Raw genomic sequence first — 24,434 nt, forward strand, 5'->3', positions numbered from 1 at the left:
AAAAAAAAACGTTTTTTTTCTTGTTATAAACAATAATTATTTGTATTTTCGCACTAAGCTTGCTACTATAAGTAAAAATTCCGAAAGATAAAAGAATTATTAACATAATGATTAGAATGAACATGAGAAAATTTCACTTATTGTTTTATTTGGCTTTGTCATCAGTCATATCTTCAGCACAAGACAGAATAGGGTATAGTTATGATGTCTTAGGTAATCGTGTAAAACGGGAAATCGTTATGCCAGTTTCTAAAGCTATGGCAAAGCAGCAAAACTTTTCCTCTGACAATCAGAGTTTCTCTGATATGCTACGTGACCATTCTATAAAGATATATCCAAATCCTACGAAAGGGGCTTTGAGAATATGTGTTTCCGGGCTAAAAGGAACGGACAAGTGTTCTTTAGAGGTTTACACGACTCTGGGAGTGCAAATTCTGGCGAGGAAAGTAGAGACTGATAATATCGATATTAACATTAGCAATCAGCCCAATGGAGTCTATCTTCTCCATATCACAATTAACGGACAATCAACTACCTGGAAAATAGTAAAGCAATGAAAAAGAATTTACTTCAAGCACTACTTTTTACTGTAGTAGCAGGTTTGGCGAGTACAATTTCTGCGAATGCTAGTAATGATTCTATCAAAATAATAGCTAATCAAAAACCAATCCTGCTAGGGCGAATATATGATGAAATCCATATAGATCCTGATAAACCATTTGAACCAGGAGACCCCATTCGACCTGTTCATCCTATCGATCCTGAAAAGCCGATACTACCTATTGAACCTGGAGAGCCTATTTTTCCTAATCATCCTGATAAACTAATTGTACCAATTCCACCAACGTCTACGTCTAGTACCTATGATGTTGGTACTCCTAAGGGAGCACTTAGTGTAAATAATTCAGGAGCTGCAGTTTATAGTATTGATATATCTGCACCTAATGGTGGTAGCCTTACCCCTTCTATCGGTGTAAGTTATAATAGTCAGTCAGGTAACGGTTTGGCCGGTTTTGGTTTTAACATTACTGGTTTATCATGCATTACACGTGGTTGCAAGGATTTGTATCATGATAAGCAAATTGCTGGAACTTCGTATGGTATAAGTGATGCCCTATTTCTCAATGGACAACGCTTGATATTGAAAACAGGAACTTATGGTTATAATGGCTCTACGTATACTCCTGAAGGCGATCCTTATACAATAGTAACCCTCCATAATAATATCAATACGAGTGCATGTTGGTTTTCTGTTGTTTGTGCTGATGGCAAGACTTATCAGTTAGGTAACACAAGCAATTCACGTTTGTCTTTTGTAAATAGAAAGAGTAAAGAATGTATTGCTGCATGGTATATCAATCAAACTACTGATGTACATAGTAATTTGGTAAAGTACTATTATATAACAACGCATTATAACCTTCGACCTGTTCGTATAGAGTATGGTCTTAATACAGCTAAGAGTCGCGGTATAACCAATTTAATTCTCTTTAGATACAGTGCTTTGCCAGATTCGTACGCTCGTCCATTTGCTATTGGCGATAGGCAAGGTAAAATGAATGTTTATTTGTCTATGATAATAACGCAGACGAATGGTTCTGTTTTTCGCACTTATACATTTACCTATAATAGTACGTCTGACGGAACCAAAGATAAGTACTATCGCCTTACTCAAGTAGATTTAGCTAATGGGGCAGGACGTAAGGTAGCTCCAATTAAAATTAATTGGGATTATTTGCCTTCATTGGATATTTATAATACGAATTTAGACGTAGAGACAAATTCTCCTTCTAGCATGATCGAAGAGAGTGCCAAAACGTTTATTGCTGTAGATGTTAACAATGATGGAATAAGTGATATTATCCGTTTATCACCTGGTGCTTATGTGCAGCGCTATTATGGTGGTGAGGAAAGAGAAGGGAAGACATTCCTTTTTGTCAGTTTAAGCAAGAAAGATCCTTATGGTAATGTGTATTATCAGACGCCAAAACAATTTGATTTGAATCCATCATACTCTATGGATGATTTGAATAATGTTATTGGTGGTATTCAAGCTATGGACTTCGATGGTGACGGTTACAATGACTTGATTATTCCATATTACTGTGGTGATAAGAGCAATTATGATGAAAGGTATACCATCGTATGGGGTAAGAGTCTTGTGAATGGTGGTGGCTTCAGGGAGATTACCAGTAGAATGGTTAATTGTGACCATACTCCACTATTTACCACTTATGACTCAAATGGTGATGGACGCGATGATTTATTCTATTTGGAGGATCGTGCTAAGGATGGCTATTACAATGGTGCCATTCTTCGTTATAAAGATCGTAACAATTTGGATCCTACAAAATTTCAATTCAAATTAGATAGTGATCCAAAGAAGCTTTTTGTAGGTGATTACAACCATGATGGTCTTACTGATATCATTGTCTTCTACGATGGAGGTTATAAGATTTACTACAATAATGGTGGTGAATTATCTTCTACGAAATATACGGAATATAATTCAAAGAAGGGAACCAATCTTGGTGATAAGCATCGTATTGTACAAGGTGACTTCGATGGTGATGGCATAACTGATTTTGCCTTCTTTCAAGATGACTGGAAATATGGTCTGGCCATCAATAATGGAGATGGTACGTTTACGGTCAATAATGAAGCTATTACTTTAAGTGCAACGGATCAGAATACGTATCAAGATAATGATCGTTTTAATATGGTGGCCTACGATTTTGATCATGATGGTAAATGTGACTTTGTGATTACCAAGGCTCATTACGCATCTTTTTACATGTATGAGAAATACGACTGTACTAAAACTCTTTTTGTTAGATCTACAGGTACTGGATTCGAATTACACAAGGAATATGTTACACATCAGGAAAAAGATGCTGAACCTAATAATATATTCTTAGGCGACTTTACTGGTGATGGTGATGTACAATATGCTTCATTCGGCAAAAACCTTCTTGTAGATAATGATAAGTCTGATGATAAGATTCATACTTATCGTAGTGGTTATAATTTAGTAAGCAAGGGCAAAATTTCTTCAATAACAGACGGTTTTGGTCTGCGGACTTTTATTCATTATAAGAGTGCAACAGAACCATCTGTCTATACTCAGACTGATTCTCATTCTTCTGCTTATCCTGTAAATAGTTATACTATTCCTGTACCATTGGTTTCTGAAGTTATTAAGGGTAATGGTGTTGCCGGTTCACAATTCATACAATATCAATATGGCGATTTGAAGCTACATGTTGCTGGTAAAGGTATAGTAGGTTTTTCTTCAATGACTACTGAGAATCTTACCTTAGGCACTAAGGAAACAACTACAGTAGATAAATGGGATACTGACAAGTGGATACCTCTTCAGACAACTACCACGTCAACAGTTGGTGGCAATTCTTCAAAGATTATTTCATATACAACTATTGCTAACAATATAAATGGTCAAAATTATTATGCATATACTTCCCGAAAATCATTGACCGATTTGGATGGGAATACATCAGAAACATATACTACTTATGATACTGCAAAGGGAGTACCTACGGTTGAAATCGTCAAAAATGATGGCGATAATATGTATAAGAAAGTAGTTTATAATAGCTATATACAGAAGATGAACCAGTGGATGCCTCTGAATGTTGTTAAATCACAAAAACATGAAGATGATTCTGAAGTAAACTCTTCTACAACTACATATACTTATAATGATAAGGGTGAGGTAATTAAAGTAGTTGCTAATGATGGGTCAACATTACCTCTCACAGTAAATACTACGTATGACGTTTATGGTAATGTCTTGACATCAACTCAGACTGGTAAGGGCATTGTTGCCAATACCGAGACGAATGTATACGATGCTTCTGGTCGATTTGTCGTTAAGGCATATGATAGTGTTAGTCCTCGAGTAACTACCTATACCTATGACTTGTTTGGTAATGTTCTTACAGAGAATGATGAGACGAATAAGTCTCATATCCTGACATCTAAGCATGTTTATGATGGATGGGGAACAGAAATTAGTGAGACGAATTCTTTTGGTATTACTACTACCAAAGAAATGGGATGGGGTTCTAACTATGACAAGAAGTACTTCATCAGAACTTCTTCCACAGGAAAGCCATGGGTTGCTGTATGGTTTGACAATGCAGGGCATGAAGTCCTTCAGGAGTCTGTTATGCAGAACACTAATGCTTACTCTCTGGCTACTACCTACAATTCTAAAGGACAGAAGACTAAGATTGAAGAAAAGACAGGTAAACTCACTCTTTCAGAAACATTTAATTATGATAAAAGAGGCCGTGTTACCTGTGATGTTAAAAGCTCTGGAAAATCCTCTACGTTTAGCTATGGCAATCGTAGTGTAACTGAAACAACCGCTGGTAGAAGTTATACAAAAGTTACCGATGCATGGGGTAATCTTGTCAAATCAGTAGATCCTGTTACACAAATCGACTATGTCTACTCTTCAACAGGTAAGCCTGCTGAGATTACAACCAATGGTGCCACAACCTATATCAAATATGATGAAGTAGGAAATAAAATTGCAGTTCAATCGCCAGATGCCGGCAATATCAACTATGAGTATGCTGCCGATGGCAAGGTGATGAAATTTACAGATGCTCGCAATATCACAACCACTTACACGTATGATGCCGAAGGACGACTTGCGTCAACCAAGGCTGGTAATACATTAATTACGAATACCTATGGTACATCGGGTAATTCTATCAACCATCTAGTAAAAACCACAGTAAATGATAATAGCGTAGAATATACCCATGACGAATTGGGCCGGGTAATTACCGAAACGCGAACAGTTAGTGGTGATGGAACGTATCAGTTTAAGTATGCATATAATGCAAACAATCAATTGGTACAGACTACTTATCCTGGTAACCTTGTTGTAAAATATACATACGACAAGTACGGAAATAAGACCCAGACTACAGCAAATGATAAGATTGTATATCAAGTTGACAGTTATGATGGATTAGAAACCAAAACATCGTTCTTAAACAAATATACGACAACGGTTACACTCGATTCTCGAGGCTTCAAGAGCGATATTGTTTTGAAGAATGGCAGTACTGTCCTCGATCAGTTTAAAATGAATTATGATGGGGCAACAGGTAACTTGCTTTCACGTACTCGTAATTCACTTTCTGAGGAAACATTTGGCTATGATAATCTTGATCGATTGGTATCTGTTAAAGTTGGCACCAAAGAGATGATGCATATCAAATATGCCGAGAATGGTAATATTACTTTTAAGACTGGTATAGGTCAGTACTATTATGATGCAGAGCGTCCTCATGCGGTAGCATCGGTAGATAATACAGATAATCTTATTTCTACACAGGCTTGCATAACTCAATTTAATGATCTCAACAAGATTTCGTCACTTCAGGAAAATGATAAGGTTATGACCATTGATTATGGTCCAGATCTTGAACGTTGCTTTAGTATTTTGAAGCAAGGTAATATGAGTCTGCGTAAAGTTACCTATATGGGCGATTACGAGAAGGTCGTTGCTAATGGTGTCACTCGCGAATACTATTATCTGGATGGTGATGTCATTGTTGTCCGACAGAATGGAACTTTCCAGACATATCAGTCATTTAAGGACAACTTAGGTAGTATTTTGTCTGTTATTGATGAAAATGGCAGCAAGGTATTCTCAGCAGAGTATGATGCATGGGGTAAACAAACTGTATCAATCAATACTATCGGCCTTATCAGAGGCTATGGTGGGCATGAGGAACGTATCAGTTTAAGTATGCATATAATGCAAACAATCAATTGGTACAGACTACTTATCCTGGTAACCTTGTTGTAAAATATACATACGACAAGTACGGAAATAAGACCCAGACTACAGCAAATGATAAGATTGTATATCAAGTTGACAGTTATGATGGATTAGAAACCAAAACATCGTTCTTAAACAAATATACGACAACGGTTACACTCGATTCTCGAGGCTTCAAGAGCGATATTGTTTTGAAGAATGGCAGTACTGTCCTCGATCAGTTTAAAATGAATTATGATGGGGCAACAGGTAACTTGCTTTCACGTACTCGTAATTCACTTTCTGAGGAAACATTTGGCTATGATAATCTTGATCGATTGGTATCTGTTAAAGTTGGCACCAAAGAGATGATGCATATCAAATATGCCGAGAATGGTAATATTACTTTTAAGACTGGTATAGGTCAGTACTATTATGATGCAGAGCGTCCTCATGCGGTAGCATCGGTAGATAATACAGATAATCTTATTTCTACACAGGCTTGCATAACTCAATTTAATGATCTCAACAAGATTTCGTCACTTCAGGAAAATGATAAGGTTATGACCATTGATTATGGTCCAGATCTTGAACGTTGCTTTAGTATTTTGAAGCAAGGTAATATGAGTCTGCGTAAAGTTACCTATATGGGCGATTACGAGAAGGTCGTTGCTAATGGTGTCACTCGCGAATACTATTATCTGGATGGTGATGTCATTGTTGTCCGACAGAATGGAACTTTCCAGACATATCAGTCATTTAAGGACAACTTAGGTAGTATTTTGTCTGTTATTGATGAAAATGGCAGCAAGGTATTCTCAGCAGAGTATGATGCATGGGGTAAACAAACTGTATCAATCAATACTATCGGCCTTATCAGAGGCTATGGTGGGCATGAGATGCTGAATGAGTTCAACCTCATCAATATGAATGGCCGTGTCTATGATCCTGTACTCGGTCGATTCCTGAGTCCAGATAAATACGTACAGGAAGGTGACAATAGCCAGAACTATAACAGCTATAGCTATTGTCTGAATAATCCTCTCAAATATGCCGATCCTAGCGGTGATGTATTTGTCCTTGACGATTTTATCGCAATAACTGCAATGGGCGCAATGATGGGTGCCATGAATGCGGCTATGTCAGATAAGCCAATATGGAGAGGAGCCTTGCTAGGGGGACTTAGCGCAGCAGCAACTTATGGAATAGGCTCAATTTTTAATGGCGTTGGAACTTTTGGACATGAACTGTTGAGAGCTGGTGCACATGGCTTATCTAGTGGTGTCTTTAATGCTTTAAATGGAGATAATTTCTGGAATGGATTAATTTCAGGAGCAGCTTCTTCAGGAATAGGGTCTTATGCACAAAGCATAAACTTAAACTCTGGACTTATGGTAGCTTCCACTACGGCAATGGGTGGAATCGTTGCCTGGGCTACTGGAGGAGATTTCCTGCAAGGGGCAATGCAGGGCATGATGATTGGTGTTTTCAATCATGCTATGCACGATGACCCGCCATCAGTTAGTACTCAACAGGAAGACCAAAACTTAGAAATTATGTTATCCGATGTTATCGTAATAGGGAAAGCTCCGGCTTATGTTGTAAACTTTGCAAATCCTATTTTCGCACAAAGAGTATCTTTATATTCTATATCAGTCATAAAAATAAGTATGGCTGAGGCAGGAGTACACTCAGTGACAATATCAAGCACAGCAAGAACACCTGAAGAGCAAGTAAATGCGATGTATAATAATTTAAAAAATAAGCAAACATGTAATTATGCTCCTGCAGGTCGTGCAGTAGAAAGTCGATATCCTGACAAACAGGAAATGTTAAAAGAGATTTACAGACAAGGACCCAGTAAAGTGTCAAAACATTGTGCAGATTTTAGGCAACTTAATGTTATAGATATAGCTCCTAGTAGTGTCTCCAATAGAGCAGCCTTTCATCATGCACTTCTGAATAATAGCAAAATATCCAGAGTGCTAGATCCATGGACACCCTCCAAGGACCCTGTCTTTCATATTGAGATTCCACAACATTAAAACTTATATGTATGAAAAAAAATATTATTTCTTTTGTTTTTTTTGTTATATTAACAAGCTGTTTGGCTAATGTGACAAGACATAAATTCATGCCCCCAAAATCATTATATGGTTATTGGAGTTTAGAGGGAGTTACATGGTTAAAAATAACGAGTGACTCCATCTATTTCGTAGACGAAGAAGGAACTTCTCCTATCAAATATTCTATAAATAAAGATACGATTATTTGGTATTTTGATGGGATAATTCAAAAGAGCAAGTATAATATAGTCCAAGATACGCTCTTTATGAAGAATGAAGAAGGTACAACCCAATACATACGTGTAAATGATAAAAGGTAGCGTCCTGAAGACCTTTGACGAGACCTACGATGGGACGACCGATAACCTGCTGTCACGCAAGAGGAACAATGGACCACAAGAAACTTTCGGCTATGACAATTTTGACAGACTTGTTTCCGTCAAAAGTGGAACAGTTGAAACGATGAAGATAAATTATGCGTCGAACGGAAATATTCTCTTCAAGACCGGAATTGGCAACTTCTCTTATGATAAGAATATCCGACCACATGCTGTGACGGAGATAGAAAATGCTGACGGAAAGATTCCTGGTGACGCATTGAATACGTCTTTCAACGACTTCGGAAAGATTCAGTTGATAGAAGATGCAGGCAAGATCCTCAGGATGGACTTTGCCTATGGTCCTGATCAAGAAAGATGGTATTCTGAATTATCACACAATGGTACGGATGTAAGAACTACAGTCTATGCCGGGGAATATGAGAAGATTACCGAGAATGGTAACACCCGTGAGTTCTATTATCTTGATGGCAACACCATCGCCATTAAGGAAAACGGCAGTATAAAAACTTATCTTGTCTTCACGGACAATTTAGGTAGCATTCTTTCCGTTATGGATGAGAATGGAGCCAAAGTTTTCGATGCCTCTTATGATGCGTGGGGCAAGCAGACGATAACACTCAACACCATAGGTTTGCACCGTGGCTACACAGGGCATGAAATGCTTAGCGAGTTTGACATCATAAATATGAACCAACGGTCACTGTCGCGAAGCAGGGAAAGTAACGGTCGCTTGTATGACCCTGTTCTCAGCCGCTTCTTCAGCCCTGACAACTATGTGCAGATGCCCGACAATAGCCAGAACTTCAACCGTTACAGCTACTGCCTGAACAATACGCTGAAGTACACGGATTCGAGCGGGGAGTTTTGGAACCTTATCATAGGGGCGGCTATTTGAGGAATTTTCAATTGGGCCTCACACGGATTCCAGCTTAATGCGAAGGGACTTGGCTACTTCGTCGCTGGTGCTGTCGCCGGAGCTGTCGGTGCAGGATTGGCGTCAGGAGTGAACGTTGCCATGCAGGAGGCAATTTCTGGACTGGAGCAGTAGGATTAGCCAAGTGAATAGCTTCTACAGGATTCCTTGCCGGTGCTGCTTCGGGTCCAAGCGCAGGATTTGCAGGAGGTTTTATATCTGGTGCCGGCAATTCATGGGTAGGTGGCTCCAATTTTGGAAAATGTCTTCTCGCTGGCTTAGGTTCTGGAAGCATAGGAGCTTTGGTAGGCGGTATTGCTGGAGGTTTGCTTGGTGGCCTTGATGCTTTAGATAAAGGCACAAACTTTTGGACGGGTAAGACTTCTCTTGACTTAAGCCAAGGCTATGCTGCTTCCGTTAATTTTAAAATCAGTGAGACAACCGTTACAGGGAAATATGCAGGGACTTATAAGGGGCAAAATGTATTCGAAAGTTCTAAGTTAGGGTCTTATAAAACAGGTAAATATAGTGGTGTAACAATACCAGAACGAGGAATAATTGTCGGGAAAGGTGTCTTTACCTATAGGGCAAAAGAAGGAATGGCTATGATGCAACACGAGTTTGGACATATCCTTGAATATCGAATTATTGGTCCTCGGGCATATTGGTCTGTCATTGCTCCCGAAAGTTTATGCAGTGCTTCACTGTCCTCTTGTGATGAAGATCACATATATTGGACTGAAACATGGGCAAACTATTTATCAAAAAGACATTTTGGAGTTAATTGGCTTGGGAAATTTTTCCCGGGAGATTATCCTGTACAAAATATTAGCCCGGCAAATAAAATGAAAATATATTTATCTACGCATACACATTATAATCCCAATGGAATGCCCATTTATTACTAATAAAAGATTCTCCTATGTTAAAAATAAAGTTAGTTTCACGAATAACAATAGCGTCTACATTTTTAATTTGTAAGATGCTGTCATCTTGCATCACCGGGATTGACACGGTACATTCCATAAGAGTCAGAAATTGCACCTGCGACACATTGATTATAGGTGGATCTTTATATAACTGCATTGATAGTGTAGATGTTTTTTTTAGAAGTGAGAATGACACTGCATTTTCTAGTTTTACCAGTATTGATGAGTCCAGGCTTTTGAATATTCATGGAAATCTCATTTTACCAGACTCGATCGGCAGAACTACATATTCGTCATTGTTTAATCACAATCATAAAGGATACCTATTCATAATTAAATTAAGCAATGCAAGAAGATATGCATGGGGTGATATATGCAAACACAAACTTTATGACATAAAAGTCGTAACTGCAGATGATGAATTACAAAACAACAACAAGATTATAGAAGTTTATAGTTCTAAATAGAATGATAGTTACCAGGTCTCTGAGAATAAATAGCTTTCTCAGAGACTTACCAAATTACTACAAAATCGTGAATTCTGTTATTTGTGACGGTATATCATCTTTGGCAGTCACTTGCATTGAATGATCTGTTCTTGTTAAACTATGGTCTCCAAGGTCTGAATGCGTTATTATTAAAAGGAAACGTTGTTGATGAAAGGAATTATTATGAGGTTTTTATAGCTATTACTGAATATTATCCTTTAATAAGATTACTAAGCATGGGATCGTTTTTAATCCTTTGAATCTCTGAATCGACAAGCGAAAGTATCTCTCGCTTCACCTTACGATAGTTGGCTTCGATGGTCTCTTTGAGATTGTCAAAGCCGTCTTCGTTTTGGAACGTATTGATTTCAGGGATTGGCTTGTATGCTTTCATTTCTGCCGATATCTTTGCTGAATCCACGACTATCTCGGCATGGAAAATTTTTTGGTCAATACGCTCGTCAAAGTTGTCGGACACTGCGCCTACGAACATACCCTGCGTGAGATTACTGATTTTCGATGCAGGGATAAGACTATCCATCTGTGTGGAAATAGAGGTGGACTTGTCATTTCGATTGATGGTCATAGACTGTCGTTGTTGAAGTACCTTGCCAAAGCGCTCTGATAGTGTCTTAGCTGTTTCTCCTACTACTTGCCCCGAAAAAACATTACCCACGGTGTTCTGTATCACTTTGCTTTCCTTGTCCCCATAATCGCGAGTGAGCTGTGAGAAGTCCTGAAAACCCAAACACACTGCTACCTTGTTGCTTCGGGCGGTAGCAATAAGGTTGTCCAGCCCACGGAAATAGATAGTCGGCAACTCGTCGATAATCACAGAACTTTTGAGCTGTTTCTTCTTGTTGATGAGTTTCACAATACGACTATTATAGAGTCCAAGAGCAGCTGAGTAGATATTCTGGCGGTCAGGATTATTACCCACGACAAGCACTTTTGGCTCATTGGGATTATTGATGTCGAGCGAGAAATCATCACCTGTCATTACCCAATAGAGAGCCGGTGAAATCATGCGAGAAAGCGGTATCTTGGCACTGGCAATCTGTCCCTGCAACTGGTCCTGCGCTCCTCCTTCCCAAGCATCCATAAAGGGAGAAAGGTAGTTGGCAAGCTCATCGTAGGAGGTGAGTATCGGGAATATTTGTGCGTAGGGACGGTTGAGAAATTCGATGGCATGAGGGAAGGTGCAATACTTTCCGTTCTCATAGATTTTCAGAAACCATATAATAGCTGCCAATAGGATAATCGGTGACTCGACAAAGAAATCTCCCTGCTTCTGTATCCACGAGCGGTTAAGGTTGAGCATGATGGTATAGGCACTCTCGTAGGCATCCGATATATCTGTCATAAAGGCAGGATTGATAGGATTGCACCGATGCGACTTTCTCGGATCATCGAAATTTATCACGAAAAACTGAGGTTTTACCTTGTAAGCGTCCAAATGATGAAACAGGTGATTGTAGGCTATCTCTGAAAGGTCTGGGAACTTATAGTCGTAGATATACATGGCAAAGCCTTTCTCTATCTGTTGCTTGATATAGTTGTTCACGATGGCATATGACTTACCCGACCCCGGAGTACCCAGCACCATCGAGGCACGAAATGGATTGACCACGTTTATCCAACCGTTGTTCCATTTCTTCTTATAGTAGAAGCGTGTAGGAAGATTGACAGAGTATTCATTCTCCATCAACCGAGTTTCCTGCATAAAACTCTCGTTCTCTGTGTTGAACACATCGTCCATCAGATTGTTTTTAAGCAAGCGGCTCATCCACACACCACCCATCAGCAAACAGATATAGCCCACAGAGAGTGTGAAGATATAGAGCGAAGCCGCTCCCACCTTACCAATGGGCAAAGCCAACAACCACCAATTCAGAAAGAAGAACATAAACCCAGCGAAAAGCACCGTCCAGATCTTTGGCCATGTGATTTTCTCCTCCTTCACGCCTTTCGTTCCCAAACATGAGAGAGCAAGAAATACTACACAAAATAGTTTCGTCCAAAGGATGGAAGAAAACAATCCTGTGGTACGCTGGAATTTCATCAGTATCTTATCAATGATTCCAAGCGTGAATTGCCACTGCTGAAATGCCTCGTAACAGAACCAATAACAGTTAACGAGGAGGAATATCACTGATATGCCCCGTATAAAGTCCATGATTTTTCCTAGTGCCCTTAAATCGTCTTCTTGTGCCATAATGCTATTTTTTATTGTTGTTAGAAAATCGTTTGAATGTTATTTGAACGGTGTACTTAACGCTTCCTGTGTTTAAGATTTACCTTGTTTTGTTTGCGAAGTTTGCGTTGCCATGCCGCTTCTTTCCAATCATCATTGCCCGATGAAGAGAAGGAATCTCCCACCATATCGTCAATAAGTTCATCGACAAGATTATCGCTTTCCTGCTCATCATACTGTGTTGTCTGCATCTGTTTCTGTAAGGTAGTATCAATCTTACCATAAAGCGATTCATCCAAGAATGGATTATTCTCCGGGTTAGAGAAGTACTCGTTAAACTTATTGGCGGCATATCCTTTACCCAATCGGGAACCATTGACCGCAATACCTTTTTCATCATCAATGAATGTAATGCCATAGATGCGTCCATTGTCATTCTTGCGGATTATAACACGCAAGCCTTGTTCCTCCAATCTTTGTCGAAGTCTTTCCTTCATTTGGGGAGAAGTACGCATTACGTCTAATACCTTTCTTCTGATGGCTGGTATCAATGGCTTAACCATCTGCTTCGATTTTTGCATCTTGTTTTGAACGGCAGCATAGCCCACACCTCTACCTATGTTTGAGGCGTGAATGGGCGTGCTCACCTTATTGCCCTTGTCATCGGTAGGCACATAGACCAGCCCGTCATATCGTTTTCCTCGATACTCAGTTTTAACCTCCTCTACCGCAAGGTTGTATTTACGCAGAATGGCATTTAGTTCACCTAAGGAGCAGAATGTGTAATGCTTCATTGCAGAACGGACGGTGTTTGCCACCTGTTCCTTGATATTCCCTTGCACAACATTGACCTTTGGTGTTTCTGTTGTTGTTCTCTCACTGACCTTTGAACCTGGAATGAGACCAAATTTCCTTTCCAAAGCATCGGTAATCTTCTTGCTCCTTCGCTTTTCAAATTTATCGTTGATTTTCTTTCCTTCACTATCCACCCGAAGCGATACGATGTGTATATGCTCACGGGCGATGTCGTTGTGCTTGAACACGATGTAGGGTTGTTTTCCGTAGCCGAGAGTTTCCATATACTCTTTTGCAATCTGCGTAAGTGTTTCATTGGAGAGTTTCTCGTCTGGGTGAGGATTGAGGGAGCAATGAAACACCATCTTTTTTGTTCGGCATTTCTTCGGTATCAATGCCTCCATATCGGCAATCACGTCCTCCATCGTATAACGTCCATCCTTGCTCTGATACAACTCGGCAGCAAGAAGAATGCTCGCTTCCCCTTTCTCCACCTTTTTGAAGTTATAACCGAGTGTTCCTCCAAGGTTCTCCGTAGCAGATATTTTAGCAATCATTTTTTGCGGTAATCTATGGTAAGACTGATAGCCTGCTCCTGCAAGGTGATAATTTGAGCCGATAAATGCTCCAACTTTTCAAGCAGTATCTGTGCAGTTTTTACGCTGTGATAGCTGTTGATGGCACGCACAGTCTGGTTATAAAGCACGCCAATCTTATGGATTTGTGCCGTCAGTTCTGAGAGTTTTCGGTAATATTCCACGGCAGATTTGTCTATCGTGATGACCTTGAAACTCTCTCCAAGAATGCGACCACGCACGAAATCCGACTTGGTTTCTGCACCCGAACGCTGAAACAAATCTATCGCCCTTTGCTGATCTTTGGGGTTGGGAAGACGGGTGTCCCATCTGTCCCATCGTTCAATCTTGTCATTCATTATCTTTCCTTTTTGTAATTACGACTTTGGAGTAATTTAATTCCCCTTTGGGGCAAGGGTCTTTGTCGGCAAAAACGGAGTTTGTCGGACAAAGACACACCTTGCCCATATCAAGAATTGATACGAGTGAAGTATCCACCCTTTTGGGGTGTCTGCTTCGGGACGTTTCCTCCATGTATTATTCTCGCCTGCAAAGTTACGGCAGATTTTCAAATATCTCATTATCAATGATATTCACTCTTTTTCCTTGTATTTCCTTGTACTTCTATCGTATAGAAATATCTATCGAAAAAGCTTTTATTTTGCAGATAAAACGAACGGAATATCGTTCGATAGAACTATTTAAAGAACGATATGACGAACTCTATTTCAATAGTTCAATATATCGTTAGATAGAATTATCGAAATGTCGACAAATCGACAAATAAAACGATAGATACTTCGGTATTTCGACAGATAAAAGAATTAATAATTCGCTCTGACGATTACTCTAACGAACTACCATTCAAATTATAGTTCAAACGATTAAAATATCTATAGTATGGAACAGATACAAACATCGCCCATATTCCTGGGCTTTTCCTCTCAAAAGGGAGGTGTTGGCAAAAGCACTTTGGCTGAGATTGTTAGCAGCATTCTTTACTACGAAAGAAATATCCATCTTTTTGTGGTAGACTGTGACTTGTCTCAGGACTCATTCTATAAACTCCGTGAAAGGGAAAAGGCTTGCGTTGAAGGTGATCCACAGCTTTCCAAGCAGATGAAGCAACATTTCTCCTCTTTGAAGCGTACAGCCTATCGCATCCTCAAGGCAGACCCTAAGGAGGCAATAGAAAAAGCTAACGAGTATATCCGTAAACATCCGTCTGAGAATTTTGATTTGGTCATCTTCGACTTTCCTGGTCATGCTGGCACAAGTGACCTTTTGCAGCTATCGCTGGAAATGGACTATATTCTTTCACCTTTAGAGCCTGACGTTCAGTCAATGGTTGCCTGTCTTACCTATATCAAGGCAGTAAATGACTTGGGGGTATCCATGTCAAGTGTCCGTATCAAGGAAGTTATTCTCCTATGGAATAAGGTTGACCGAAGAGTTAAGAACACGCTCATAGAATACTATAGTAGGTATATCAAGAACGAAGATTACACGCTACTTAATCAGCATGTCTATGCCGCTCACCGCTTCAGCCATGAATTGGAGCAATACGGATTCCGTGGAGTATTCCGTTCCACTTACCTACCTCCCAATAAGGCTTTACGAATCGGGACCGGCATTGAAGAGCTGACAGAGGAATTACTTACCCATATTCAACTTAAATAAGACAGCACTATGGCAAAGATACAGGAACAACGGCAGAGATTGGAAGCTAAGCTTAAGGAGATGGCAGAAGATGGGGTGATGAAGACACCACCCAAGGAAACTGTGTCTTTTGACCCACCTGATGAGGAAGAGGATATGAAAATAGAGGTCAGTGTCAACCAAAAGGAAAACCAACATCTGGTAAAGGAGCTTATGCCTACCTCGGAGGATAAGCAGGACGAGACCTTGTGTAAAAGCCACGAGAGAGGATATGAGAGACGTGTGGAAACACCTCGGACTTCTTTAGAGGACTACCGAACACGCTATTTACAATCCGTCCGCCTTCGAGAGCGAACCAATTTTACAATGAGTGCTGATACACTCCAAGTGCTAAGAAACATTTTACAGGATTTGGGTGAGCGAGTATCGATGGCTTGCTATATTGACAATATTCTTCGTGAACACCTCAAGGAGCATAAGGAACTACTCAATAATGCTACAGCAAAGCATCGCCGCAAGGTGGCAATAGATTTTTGAACATAGAATAAATGACAAACAACATCACTATTATGCAAACAATATTATTCAACATTCTCCTGCTTATGATAGTAGTATGGGTGTTCATTGGAATACTCTTCCTTTGGCAGCAGTTCCGCATAGCGTGCCGCAGATTGGAGAAAGCGTGCGAGAAGAAAAATGAGCAGAAACAAAAGCAGAGTACTTCTTCTGTTATGCACGACCAAGTAGAGCAGGCACGGCAAATACTTGTCGGTAAAAGTAAGTCATATAGGGAACGCTATGACGAAATCTCAAAAGAGATTACGACAAATTCTCAAAAAATCCCTGATGTTCCCGATACTTCATCAAAAGAAAAATCAGCTGATAATCCAAATACCTTTGCAGGAAAAAACTCATCGGTGTCCGAAGAAACAAAAGAAGCGGAAGGTATAGAAGAGGACAATGAAATGCAGGTTGACTACACAATGGACGAACCTGACGAAGACACTATTATCCGTGAGGAACTGCAGATTGCAGACGATTCCTTACCCGAAGTCTCACCATCGGCAATTCTTACAAGGGACTTGTCCCGTATAAACGGATGGCAGAGGAATGACGATGCGCTTGATGAGGAAAGCGAAACCGAAGTGCAGGATACGCTGCAAAGCATACGGGGCACACAGCTCATGGACTATATCAAAGAGGCAACGCTTAAGCAGGAGAAAGACCATCAAAAGCTACTTGCTGCCATCCGTAAAGCAGAAGAAGCAGAAATGACGAACGAAGAAACAATATCTCCCGAGTCTAATTCTGCACAAGAGAATAGCGATGCATCGGAAGATGACGAGCGTCCACTTTCATACTATCTGTAAAACTATTGTTTTTGTTCATATTGTACAGTGTTCGAGGGGTGGCTCAAAAGTAAAACAATCAAACTATATCTGTCATACAATAAAACCGAGCCACCCCTTACCATCTCTCCCGAAAAGAAAATAATTCATTTAACAACTTAAAATAAAAAGAACAATGAACAACAAAAAGAAAATCACAATGCTACTCCTGACGGCTACCACCATAGGAGCATACGCACAAGGCAATGGTATTGCCGGTATCAATGAAGCTACAAAAATGGTAACCTCCTACTTCGATCCCGGCACGAAACTCATTTATGCCGTAGGGGCGGTAGTGGGGTTGATTGGAGGCATTAAAGTGTACAACAAGTTCTCAAGTGGTGACCCCGATACGAGCAAGACCGCAGCCTCTTGGTTCGGTGCGTGTATCTTCCTCATTGTGGCAGCCACTATCTTGAGAAGCTTCTTCTTGTAAGGCGATGGCAGCATTTGAAATCAACAAGGGTGTAGGCCGGACGGTAGAGTTCAAGGGCTTGAAGGCGCAGTACCTCTTCCTCTTTGCAGGAGGCTTGCTGGCAGTCTTCATTCTCGTGGTCATTCTCTATCTCTGTGGAGTCAGCCAAATTACCTGTCTTGTCATAGGTGTAGTGGGTGCCAGCCTTGTGGTATGGCAAACGTTCACCATGAATAGAAAGTACGGGCAATATGGGCTGATGAAAAAGGGAGCGGTGCATATGCACCCACGCTACCTTGTAAACCGCCGTACGGTCTTCCACCTTATCCGTAATCTTCAACCAAAGAAAGCAAAGAAATGAGAAACAAAAGCAAGATAACGACCCTGGAGTCGAAGTTCCCGCTGCTCTCCGTCGAGCAGGGCTGCATGGTGAGCAAAGATGCTGACATCACGGTGGCTTTCCGTGTGGAACTGCCCGAACTCTTTACCGTCACCTCTACAGAATACGAAGCAATGCACTCTGCCTGGCATAAGGCAATCAAGGTGCTACCCAATTACAGCATCGTACACAAGCAGGACTGGTTCATTAAGGAAGACTATCAAGGAAAGCTCTCCGATGGTGGATTGAGCTTCCTTGCCCGTTCCTCTGAGCGGCATTTCAACGAGCGTCCGTATCTCCACCACTCAGTCTATCTCTTCCTGACCAAGACCAACAAGCAGCGTATGGCGCAGCAGAGTAATTTTTCTTCGCTTTGCCGTGGACACCTGCTACCAAAAGAGATTACCAACAAGGATGAAGTGATGAAGTTCATGGAAGCCGTAGACCAGTTCGAGCGTATCATCAACGATACCGAGCAGATAAGGATTGTCCGCATGACAGAAGAAGAGTTAGTTGGCACAAATGAAAAAGGAGGACTACTCGACAGGTATTTCTCTTTATCTGAAGAAGGGCATGCGTCTTTGGAGGACATCCGTCTGGGCGCAGACCTTGTGCGTGTGGGAGATAATATGCTTTGTCTGCATACACTCTCCGACACGGATGACCTGCCTACAACGGTCAGCACGGACAGCCGATATGAACGGTTATCCACTGACAGGAACGACTGCCGCCTGTCCTTTGCCTCGCCTGTGGGCTTGATGCTGCCGTGCAACCATATCTATAACCAGTATCTCTTCATCGAAGACAGCGATGCCAACTTGGAACGCTTCGAGAAGCAGGCAAGGAATATGCACTCGCTGGCACGCTACAGCCGTAGCAACCAAATCAACGAGGAGTGGATACAGGAGTATCTCAATATTGCTCACTCACAGGGGCTGACATCTATCCGTGCCCACTTCAACGTGCTGGCATGGAGTAGCGATAAGGAAGAACTTCGCCAGATTAAGAATGACGTGGGCTCTGCACTTGCTCTTATGGAATGCCACCCACGCCACAACACCATTGATGCGGCAACGCTCTACTGGGCAGGCATTCCCGGCAATGCCGCAGACTTTCCCGCAGAAGAGTCATTCTATACTTTCATCGAGCCTGCCCTCTGCTTCTTTACGGCAGAGACGAACTATAAGGACTCGCTATCACCCTTCGGTATCAAGATGGCAGACCGCCTGTCGGGAAAACCTGTTCATCTGGATATATCGGATTTGCCGATGAAAAAGGGAGTCATTACCAATCGTAACAAGTTTATTTTGGGTCCTTCGGGCAGTGGTAAGTCTTTCTTTACCAACCACATGGTACGTCAGTATTACGAACAGGGGGCGCACGTCCTCTTGGTCGATACAGGTAACTCATATCAAGGCTTGTGTGAACTTATCCACCGCAAGACCAAAGGTGAGGACGGCGTATATTTCACCTATACCAATGAAAGTCCTATATCTTTCAACCCTTTTTATACGGATGATTACTTCTTCGATGTAGAGAAAAGGGAGAGTATCTGCACGCTGCTGCTCACACTTTGGAAGAGTGCAGATGAGCATATCACTAAGACCGAGGCTGGCGAACTTGGTTCAGCCGTAAACTCCTATATCGAGCTGATATGTGCTGACCACAGCGTTACACCCTGTTTTAATACCTTCTATGAGTATCTGCGAGACGTGTACCGCAAGGATATGGAAAAGCGAGACATCAAAGTGACGCTCTCGGACTTCAATATCAACAACCTTCTGACGACACTCAAGCAATATTATCGTGGCGGTCGTTACGACTTTCTTTTGAACTCGAATAAAAATATCGACCTGCTGAGTAAACGCTTCATCGTCTTTGAAATCGACCAAGTGAAGGACAATAAGGACCTCTTTCCCGTGGTAACGATTATCATCATGGAAGCCTTCATCAACAAGATGCGCCGATTAAAGGGTATCCGCAAGATGATACTCATTGAGGAAGCGTGGAAAGCCATTGCTTCGGCAAACATGGCGGACTATATCAAGTATCTCTATAAGACGGTGAGAAAATATTTTGGGGAAGCTATTGTCGTAACGCAGGAGGTAGACGATATCATCCAGTCGCCCATTGTCAAAGAAAGTATCATCAACAACTCCGACTGCAAGATACTGCTCGACCAGCGCAAGTACATGACCAAGTTCGACGGCATACAGGCGATGCTCGGTCTTTCGGAAAAGGAAAAGAGCCAGATACTCTCCATCAACCAGAACAACGACCCGAATCGACTCTACAAGGAGGTGTGGATAGGCTTGGGCGGTATGCAGAGTGCCGTCTATGCTACGGAAGTGAGCATGGAGGAATACCTGACCTATACCACGGAGGAAACCGAGAAGGTGGAGGTGATGAACAGGGCGGCACAACTCAGTGGTGATATCGAAACGGCTATCCGTCAGCTTGCCATAGAGAAAAGAAACAATAAAAAGAAATAAGTACAAACCATCAAAACTATAGCAACAATGAAAAAGTACATTTTCATGGCTCTCTTAGGATTGAGCCTTTCTGTTCCCAAAGCCCACGCACAGTGGGTAGTAACCGACCCTGGCAATTTTGCCGGCAACATCGTCAATTCGGTCAAGGAGATAGCCACCGCCTCGAAGACAGTGAAGAATACCCTTGACGGTTTTAAGGAAGTGGAAAAACTCTACAACGACACCAAGAAGTATTATGATGCCCTAAAGAAGGTGAATAACCTTATAGGAGATGCCTACAAGGTCAAGGAGTGCATTCTGATGGTGGGCGACATCTCTGAGATTTACGTCACCTCCTATAAGAAGATGCTTTCGGACAAGAACTTCCGCCCTTCGGAACTCGCTGCGATGGCTTCGGGCTATGCCAAACTCTTGGAGCAGAGTGGTGAGAGTCTCAAAGAACTAAAGTCCATCGTCAAGAGTAATGTCTTCTCGATGAACGACCACGAACGAATGCAGGCAATCGACCGTATTTATACCACACTGAGGGAAAATCGCTCGCTCGTATCCTACTACACAAGGAAAAACATCTCTGTAAGCTATGTGCGTGCAAGGGAAAAGAACAACCTTGCCTCTGTTAAGGCACTCTATGGTAATACGGCAAGCAGGTATTGGTAAATCCACAGACAAAAAAGAACTTGAAAGAACTTTCATAAAAAACTTTTGCTTATGGATTTTGCCAGTTTACATGAGCTACTACGCTCAACCTATGACGAGATGATGCCGCTCTGTGCCCAGATGACGGGTATTGCCAAAGGCATTGCAGGCTTGGGTGCGCTCTTTTATATTGCTCTTCGGGTATGGGCTTCCATTGCCCGTGCCGAGGCGATAGACGTCTTTCCGCTTCTCCGACCTTTTGTCTTAGGCTTTTGTATAATGTTCTTTCCGACAGTCGTACTGGGTACGATGAATGCCGTTCTCTCGCCCGTAGTGCAGGGAACGGAGATGATGGTACACCAGCAAGAGGGGAACCTTGCAGAACTTACTGCCAAGCGAGACAAGTTGCAAGAGGAAGCCTACCTTAGGAATCCTGAAACAGCCTACCTTGTCTCCAACGAGAAGTTCGATGAGAAGATTGAGGACATGGGTATCATCGGACCTGAAGATGCTGTGACGATAGCGGGTATGTATGCCGAGCGTGCAGCCTATCAGACCAAGCAGTGGATCATGAAGATGGTACACGACCTTTTGGAACTTCTGTTCCATGCTGCAGGGCTTATCATCGACACGCTACGCACCTTCATACTCATCGTTCTTGCCATTCTCGGTCCGATAGTCTTCGGCATAGCCGTATGGGATGGTCTTGCTGGTTCACTTACGGCATGGTTCTCACGCTATATCTCTGTCTACCTGTGGCTGCCTGTTAGCTCTATTCTAACGGCACTGCTTACGAAAATACAGGTGCTGATGGTACAGAAGGATATCGAAGCGCTCAGTGATCCTAACTACCTGCCTGATTCGGGGACGTGGTACTACATCGTCTTCTTCCTTATCGGTATTGTGGGCTACTTCTGTGTACCTACCGTGGCAGGCTGGATTATCGAAGCAGGAGGTGGTATCGGCTCATACGGTCGTAATGTCAACCAGACAGCACAGCATGGTGCGCAAGGCGCATATACCGGTGGCAAGGCTGCCATGGCTGGCGCAGGTGCTGCTGTGGGAAATGTCGGTGGACGTATCAAGGGTGCACTGCTCAAAGGAAAATAATCAATCAAAAAAAAGAAAAAAATGGAATTCAAATCACTTGGTAATATCGAGACCTCATTCAGACACATAAGACTCTATGCCTTTGTCTTTGCCATCGTCTGCGTGGCAGTAAGCGGTTATGCCGTCTATGCCTCATACAGCTTCGCAAAGGAGCAGAGGGAGAAAATCTATGTGCTTGATCAGGGAAAGTCGCTCATGCTGGCTCTCAGTCAGGATGCAAGTCGTAATCGTCCCGTAGAGGCAAGAGAGCATGTGCGTCGTTTTCATGAACTGTTCTTCACCATTGCACCCGACAAGGATGCCATTGAGAAGAATATGGAGCGTGCCTTCGTGCTGTGTGACAAGTCGGCTTTCAACTATTACAAAGACTTGGCAGAGAAGGGCTATTATAACCGTGCCATATCGGGCAATGTCAATCAGCGCATAGAGGTGGACTCTATCCACTGCAACTTTAATACTTACCCTTATGCGGTAACAACCTATGCACGGGAGTTTATCGTCCGTCAGAGTAACGTTACAGAGCGCAGTCTTGTTACGACCTGCACGCTGCAGAACTCTGTCCGTTCGGACAATAACCCGCAAGGCTTCCTGATGGAGAACTTCCTCGTCAAGGAGAACAGGGATATACAGACCTATAAAAGATAAGGCTATGGCAAGGAAAAGAAACTTTTTACTCTCACGTCACTATCTGCGCTTTCACCTATGGCTCCGCCATCGTTGTGAACGGCTCACGATAAGGCAGAGAAAGGAAATCGTCTATGGGCTGAGCTTCATCTATCTGCTCTGCTCACTCTGGATGATAGCGCAGTTTTTCCTTCCTCCAAAGAAAGAAAAACTACCCATCCCCATGGGAAAGCTGACGGACAGTCCGATACGGACGGACAGTACTTTACAAGAGTTACACGGCAATTTTTACCTACAACATCATCAAACAATCAAGGAAAATGGATAATAAACAGAAAGAACAAATGAAGAAAGGCTTGGTCTTCGGAGGATTAGGACTGCTGTTTGCCCTTTCAATGTGGTTTATCTTCGCACCTTCGAGCAAGGATAAGACTGCAGCGGAGCAGGGACTCAATGACAGCATCCCGCAGGCAACGACAGAAAAGCTCACCGAGAACAAGCTCAAAGCCTATGAATTAGGCGACAAGGCACACGAGGAAGAACAGACCCGTGAGGAGATGGGCAGACTATCGGACTATTTCGCACAGAACACTGCTCCATCAGAGGAGCAGCGTGCAGAGACAGCTGCTTCTATGGCAAAGATAGAAAACTCCATGCATCGCTATGAGGAGAATAACCGTCTGCTGAACTCCTTTTACGCTCCCGACCCACACGAGCAGGAGCGTGAAGCCTTGCGTTCGGAGATAGATAACCTTAAAAAGGAACTCTCTGCCAAAGACAGTAGGGAGGACAATGAAGAGAAACGGCAGCTTGCCTTGATGGAAAAGAGCTATCAGATGGCAGCGAAGTATCTCCCCAAAGCATCAACTCCACCTACCTTCAATAATGGTCTGACGGTAGGAAAGGAGAAGACGGAAGACACTGTAGGTGGCTCTGAAGCCGCTAAGGGCAAGACCATGCAGAATGAAAAGCCTGCAATGGAAGTTCTGCCGGAGCGTAGGCAGATAGTATCTTCACTTGACCAGCCTATGAGCGATGTGTACTTTATGGAGGAATACGGCAAGAAGGCTCGTAATATGGGCTTTCATTCGCTTGCAAGCACGGCTGTACCTACGATGCGCAATACGCTGAAAGTAGTAGTGGACAGAACTACTGTTCTTAAGGAGGGTGACAATGTTGTGCTCCGTCTGCTTGAAAGTGCTAAGGTACAGGGACTGCACATTCCACGTCAAAGCCGGCTCATAGCCGTCGCTAAGATAGAAGGTAACCGTATGCACCTACTTATCAAAAGCATTGAGGTAGACGGGCATATCATAGCCGTCAAGCTCTCGGCATACGATACAGACGGACAGGAGGGCGTGTATATACCAGGTTCGGAGGATATCAATGCGCTTAAGGAAGTCGGAGCGAACATCGGTGGTTCAATGGGAACCTCCTTTACCTTCGCTTCCTCTGCCAAGGACCAGATTATCTCCGAGGCTGCCCGTGGGGTGATGCAGAGTGCAAGTCAGCTGCTTCAGAAGAAGCTGCGCACTATCAAGGTTACGCTCAAGGGTGGTTACCGCCTTTTCTTGGTTCAGTCCAAATAAAACAATCAAAAATGATAAGTAAAAAATAACATCAAAAC

General features: G+C 42.3%; 20 protein-coding genes. 17 read left to right on the forward strand and 3 right to left on the reverse strand.

Features of this window, described 5'->3' with window-relative positions; all coding sequences use genetic code 11:
- Window positions 1-116 precede the first annotated feature (116 nt).
- The 6 genes from HMPREF0669_RS03565 (at window position 117) to HMPREF0669_RS10425 (ending at window position 10,031) form a co-directional block, all read left to right on the forward strand.
- Window positions 117-557, forward strand: coding sequence for a T9SS type A sorting domain-containing protein (locus HMPREF0669_RS03565; protein ID WP_232236471.1), 441 nt, complete (start codon window positions 117-119; stop codon window positions 555-557).
- Window positions 554-5,851, forward strand: a complete 5,298-nt coding sequence (locus tag HMPREF0669_RS09955; RefSeq protein WP_020967133.1) for an FG-GAP-like repeat-containing protein — start codon at window positions 554-556, stop codon at window positions 5,849-5,851. The genes HMPREF0669_RS03565 and HMPREF0669_RS09955 overlap by 4 nt, the downstream gene beginning before the upstream one ends.
- Entirely contained in the window at window positions 5,815-7,848 is a 2,034-nt protein-coding gene (locus HMPREF0669_RS10065) for an RHS repeat domain-containing protein (RefSeq protein WP_020967134.1), read from the forward strand. Before HMPREF0669_RS09955 ends, HMPREF0669_RS10065 begins: the two co-directional genes overlap by 37 nt.
- Before the next feature lie 11 nt (window positions 7,849-7,859).
- Window positions 7,860-8,189: a hypothetical protein gene (locus HMPREF0669_RS03580; RefSeq protein ID WP_009228528.1), complete on the forward strand. Its 330-nt coding sequence runs from the start codon at window positions 7,860-7,862 to the stop codon at window positions 8,187-8,189.
- Window positions 8,176-9,105: an RHS repeat domain-containing protein gene (locus HMPREF0669_RS10420; RefSeq protein ID WP_009228529.1), complete on the forward strand. Its 930-nt coding sequence runs from the start codon at window positions 8,176-8,178 to the stop codon at window positions 9,103-9,105. Before HMPREF0669_RS03580 ends, HMPREF0669_RS10420 begins: the two co-directional genes overlap by 14 nt.
- A gap of 320 nt (window positions 9,106-9,425) precedes the next feature.
- Entirely contained in the window at window positions 9,426-10,031 is a 606-nt protein-coding gene (locus HMPREF0669_RS10425) for a hypothetical protein (RefSeq protein WP_009228530.1), read from the forward strand.
- Between the two features lie 720 nt (window positions 10,032-10,751).
- On the opposite strand, the gene mobC is transcribed toward HMPREF0669_RS10425, so the two are convergent.
- Genes mobC through HMPREF0669_RS03615 form a run of 3 tightly spaced genes read right to left on the reverse strand, consistent with a single transcriptional unit; the run spans window position 10,752 to window position 14,463 of the window.
- The gene (mobC, locus tag HMPREF0669_RS03605) at window positions 10,752-12,755 is read right to left on the reverse strand and encodes a conjugal transfer protein MobC (protein WP_009228532.1); all 2,004 of its coding nucleotides are present in this window, start codon (window positions 12,753-12,755) and stop codon (window positions 10,752-10,754) included.
- A 56-nt stretch (window positions 12,756-12,811) separates the two neighbouring features.
- Entirely contained in the window at window positions 12,812-14,086 is a 1,275-nt protein-coding gene (mobB, locus tag HMPREF0669_RS03610; protein ID WP_009228533.1) for a conjugal transfer protein MobB, read from the reverse strand.
- Window positions 14,083-14,463, reverse strand: coding sequence for a hypothetical protein (locus tag HMPREF0669_RS03615; RefSeq protein ID WP_009228534.1), 381 nt, complete (start codon window positions 14,461-14,463; stop codon window positions 14,083-14,085). Before HMPREF0669_RS03615 ends, mobB begins: the two co-directional genes overlap by 4 nt.
- Before the next feature lie 541 nt (window positions 14,464-15,004).
- Between HMPREF0669_RS03615 and HMPREF0669_RS03625 the strand changes: the two genes are divergently transcribed.
- From HMPREF0669_RS03625 to traM, 11 genes are all read left to right on the forward strand, one after another.
- Window positions 15,005-15,784 (forward strand): ParA family protein, encoded by a 780-nt coding sequence (locus HMPREF0669_RS03625; protein ID WP_009228535.1) that lies wholly within the window; start codon window positions 15,005-15,007, stop codon window positions 15,782-15,784.
- A 9-nt stretch (window positions 15,785-15,793) separates the two neighbouring features.
- On the forward strand, window positions 15,794-16,300 hold the full coding sequence (locus tag HMPREF0669_RS03630; protein WP_009228536.1) for a DUF3408 domain-containing protein: 507 nt from the start codon (window positions 15,794-15,796) through the stop codon (window positions 16,298-16,300).
- A gap of 32 nt (window positions 16,301-16,332) precedes the next feature.
- Window positions 16,333-17,133 (forward strand): hypothetical protein, encoded by an 801-nt coding sequence (locus HMPREF0669_RS03635; RefSeq protein ID WP_084704741.1) that lies wholly within the window; start codon window positions 16,333-16,335, stop codon window positions 17,131-17,133.
- Window positions 17,134-17,287: 154 nt separating this feature from the next.
- Entirely contained in the window at window positions 17,288-17,587 is a 300-nt protein-coding gene (locus HMPREF0669_RS03640; protein WP_009229094.1) for a DUF4134 domain-containing protein, read from the forward strand.
- A 4-nt stretch (window positions 17,588-17,591) separates the two neighbouring features.
- The gene (locus tag HMPREF0669_RS03645; RefSeq protein WP_009229093.1) at window positions 17,592-17,927 is read left to right on the forward strand and encodes a DUF4133 domain-containing protein; all 336 of its coding nucleotides are present in this window, start codon (window positions 17,592-17,594) and stop codon (window positions 17,925-17,927) included.
- On the forward strand, window positions 17,924-20,437 hold the full coding sequence (locus tag HMPREF0669_RS03650) for a TraG family conjugative transposon ATPase (RefSeq protein ID WP_009229092.1): 2,514 nt from the start codon (window positions 17,924-17,926) through the stop codon (window positions 20,435-20,437). The genes HMPREF0669_RS03645 and HMPREF0669_RS03650 overlap by 4 nt, the downstream gene beginning before the upstream one ends.
- A gap of 27 nt (window positions 20,438-20,464) precedes the next feature.
- Entirely contained in the window at window positions 20,465-21,094 is a 630-nt protein-coding gene (locus HMPREF0669_RS03655; protein WP_004353763.1) for a DUF4141 domain-containing protein, read from the forward strand.
- 51 nt (window positions 21,095-21,145) lie between these two features.
- Window positions 21,146-22,183, forward strand: a complete 1,038-nt coding sequence (gene traJ, locus HMPREF0669_RS03660) for a conjugative transposon protein TraJ (RefSeq protein ID WP_009229090.1) — start codon at window positions 21,146-21,148, stop codon at window positions 22,181-22,183.
- Window positions 22,184-22,204: 21 nt separating this feature from the next.
- Window positions 22,205-22,828, forward strand: coding sequence for a conjugative transposon protein TraK (gene traK, locus HMPREF0669_RS03665; RefSeq protein ID WP_009229089.1), 624 nt, complete (start codon window positions 22,205-22,207; stop codon window positions 22,826-22,828).
- Between the two features lie 4 nt (window positions 22,829-22,832).
- Window positions 22,833-23,135, forward strand: a complete 303-nt coding sequence (locus tag HMPREF0669_RS10070) for a hypothetical protein (protein WP_084704695.1) — start codon at window positions 22,833-22,835, stop codon at window positions 23,133-23,135.
- Window positions 23,128-24,396, forward strand: coding sequence for a conjugative transposon protein TraM (gene traM, locus HMPREF0669_RS03670; RefSeq protein ID WP_009229088.1), 1,269 nt, complete (start codon window positions 23,128-23,130; stop codon window positions 24,394-24,396). Before HMPREF0669_RS10070 ends, traM begins: the two co-directional genes overlap by 8 nt.
- The last annotated feature ends 38 nt before the right edge of the window (window positions 24,397-24,434 follow it).

Source organism: Prevotella sp. oral taxon 299 str. F0039 (assembly GCF_000163055.2).
In the GTDB taxonomy this organism is placed as follows: domain Bacteria; phylum Bacteroidota; class Bacteroidia; order Bacteroidales; family Bacteroidaceae; genus Prevotella.

Excerpts from the sequence above, each read along its gene's own strand:
- HMPREF0669_RS03565 (WP_232236471.1), top strand. The coding sequence starts at position 117 with ATGAACATGAGAAAATTTCACTTATTGTTTTATTTGGCTTTGTCATCA.
- HMPREF0669_RS09955 (WP_020967133.1), top strand. The coding sequence starts at position 554 with ATGAAAAAGAATTTACTTCAAGCACTACTTTTTACTGTAGTAGCAGGT.
- HMPREF0669_RS03580 (WP_009228528.1), top strand. The coding sequence starts at position 7,860 with ATGAAAAAAAATATTATTTCTTTTGTTTTTTTTGTTATATTAACAAGC.
- HMPREF0669_RS10420 (WP_009228529.1), top strand. The coding sequence starts at position 8,176 with ATGATAAAAGGTAGCGTCCTGAAGACCTTTGACGAGACCTACGATGGG.
- mobC (WP_009228532.1), bottom strand. The coding sequence starts at position 12,755 with ATGGCACAAGAAGACGATTTAAGGGCACTAGGAAAAATCATGGACTTT.
- mobB (WP_009228533.1), bottom strand. The coding sequence starts at position 14,086 with ATGATTGCTAAAATATCTGCTACGGAGAACCTTGGAGGAACACTCGGT.
- HMPREF0669_RS03615 (WP_009228534.1), bottom strand. The coding sequence starts at position 14,463 with ATGAATGACAAGATTGAACGATGGGACAGATGGGACACCCGTCTTCCC.
- HMPREF0669_RS03625 (WP_009228535.1), top strand. The coding sequence starts at position 15,005 with ATGGAACAGATACAAACATCGCCCATATTCCTGGGCTTTTCCTCTCAA.
- HMPREF0669_RS03630 (WP_009228536.1), top strand. The coding sequence starts at position 15,794 with ATGGCAAAGATACAGGAACAACGGCAGAGATTGGAAGCTAAGCTTAAG.
- HMPREF0669_RS03635 (WP_084704741.1), top strand. The coding sequence starts at position 16,333 with ATGCAAACAATATTATTCAACATTCTCCTGCTTATGATAGTAGTATGG.
- HMPREF0669_RS03640 (WP_009229094.1), top strand. The coding sequence starts at position 17,288 with ATGAACAACAAAAAGAAAATCACAATGCTACTCCTGACGGCTACCACC.
- HMPREF0669_RS03645 (WP_009229093.1), top strand. The coding sequence starts at position 17,592 with ATGGCAGCATTTGAAATCAACAAGGGTGTAGGCCGGACGGTAGAGTTC.
- HMPREF0669_RS03650 (WP_009229092.1), top strand. The coding sequence starts at position 17,924 with ATGAGAAACAAAAGCAAGATAACGACCCTGGAGTCGAAGTTCCCGCTG.
- HMPREF0669_RS03655 (WP_004353763.1), top strand. The coding sequence starts at position 20,465 with ATGAAAAAGTACATTTTCATGGCTCTCTTAGGATTGAGCCTTTCTGTT.
- traJ (WP_009229090.1), top strand. The coding sequence starts at position 21,146 with ATGGATTTTGCCAGTTTACATGAGCTACTACGCTCAACCTATGACGAG.
- traK (WP_009229089.1), top strand. The coding sequence starts at position 22,205 with ATGGAATTCAAATCACTTGGTAATATCGAGACCTCATTCAGACACATA.
- HMPREF0669_RS10070 (WP_084704695.1), top strand. The coding sequence starts at position 22,833 with ATGGCAAGGAAAAGAAACTTTTTACTCTCACGTCACTATCTGCGCTTT.
- traM (WP_009229088.1), top strand. The coding sequence starts at position 23,128 with ATGGATAATAAACAGAAAGAACAAATGAAGAAAGGCTTGGTCTTCGGA.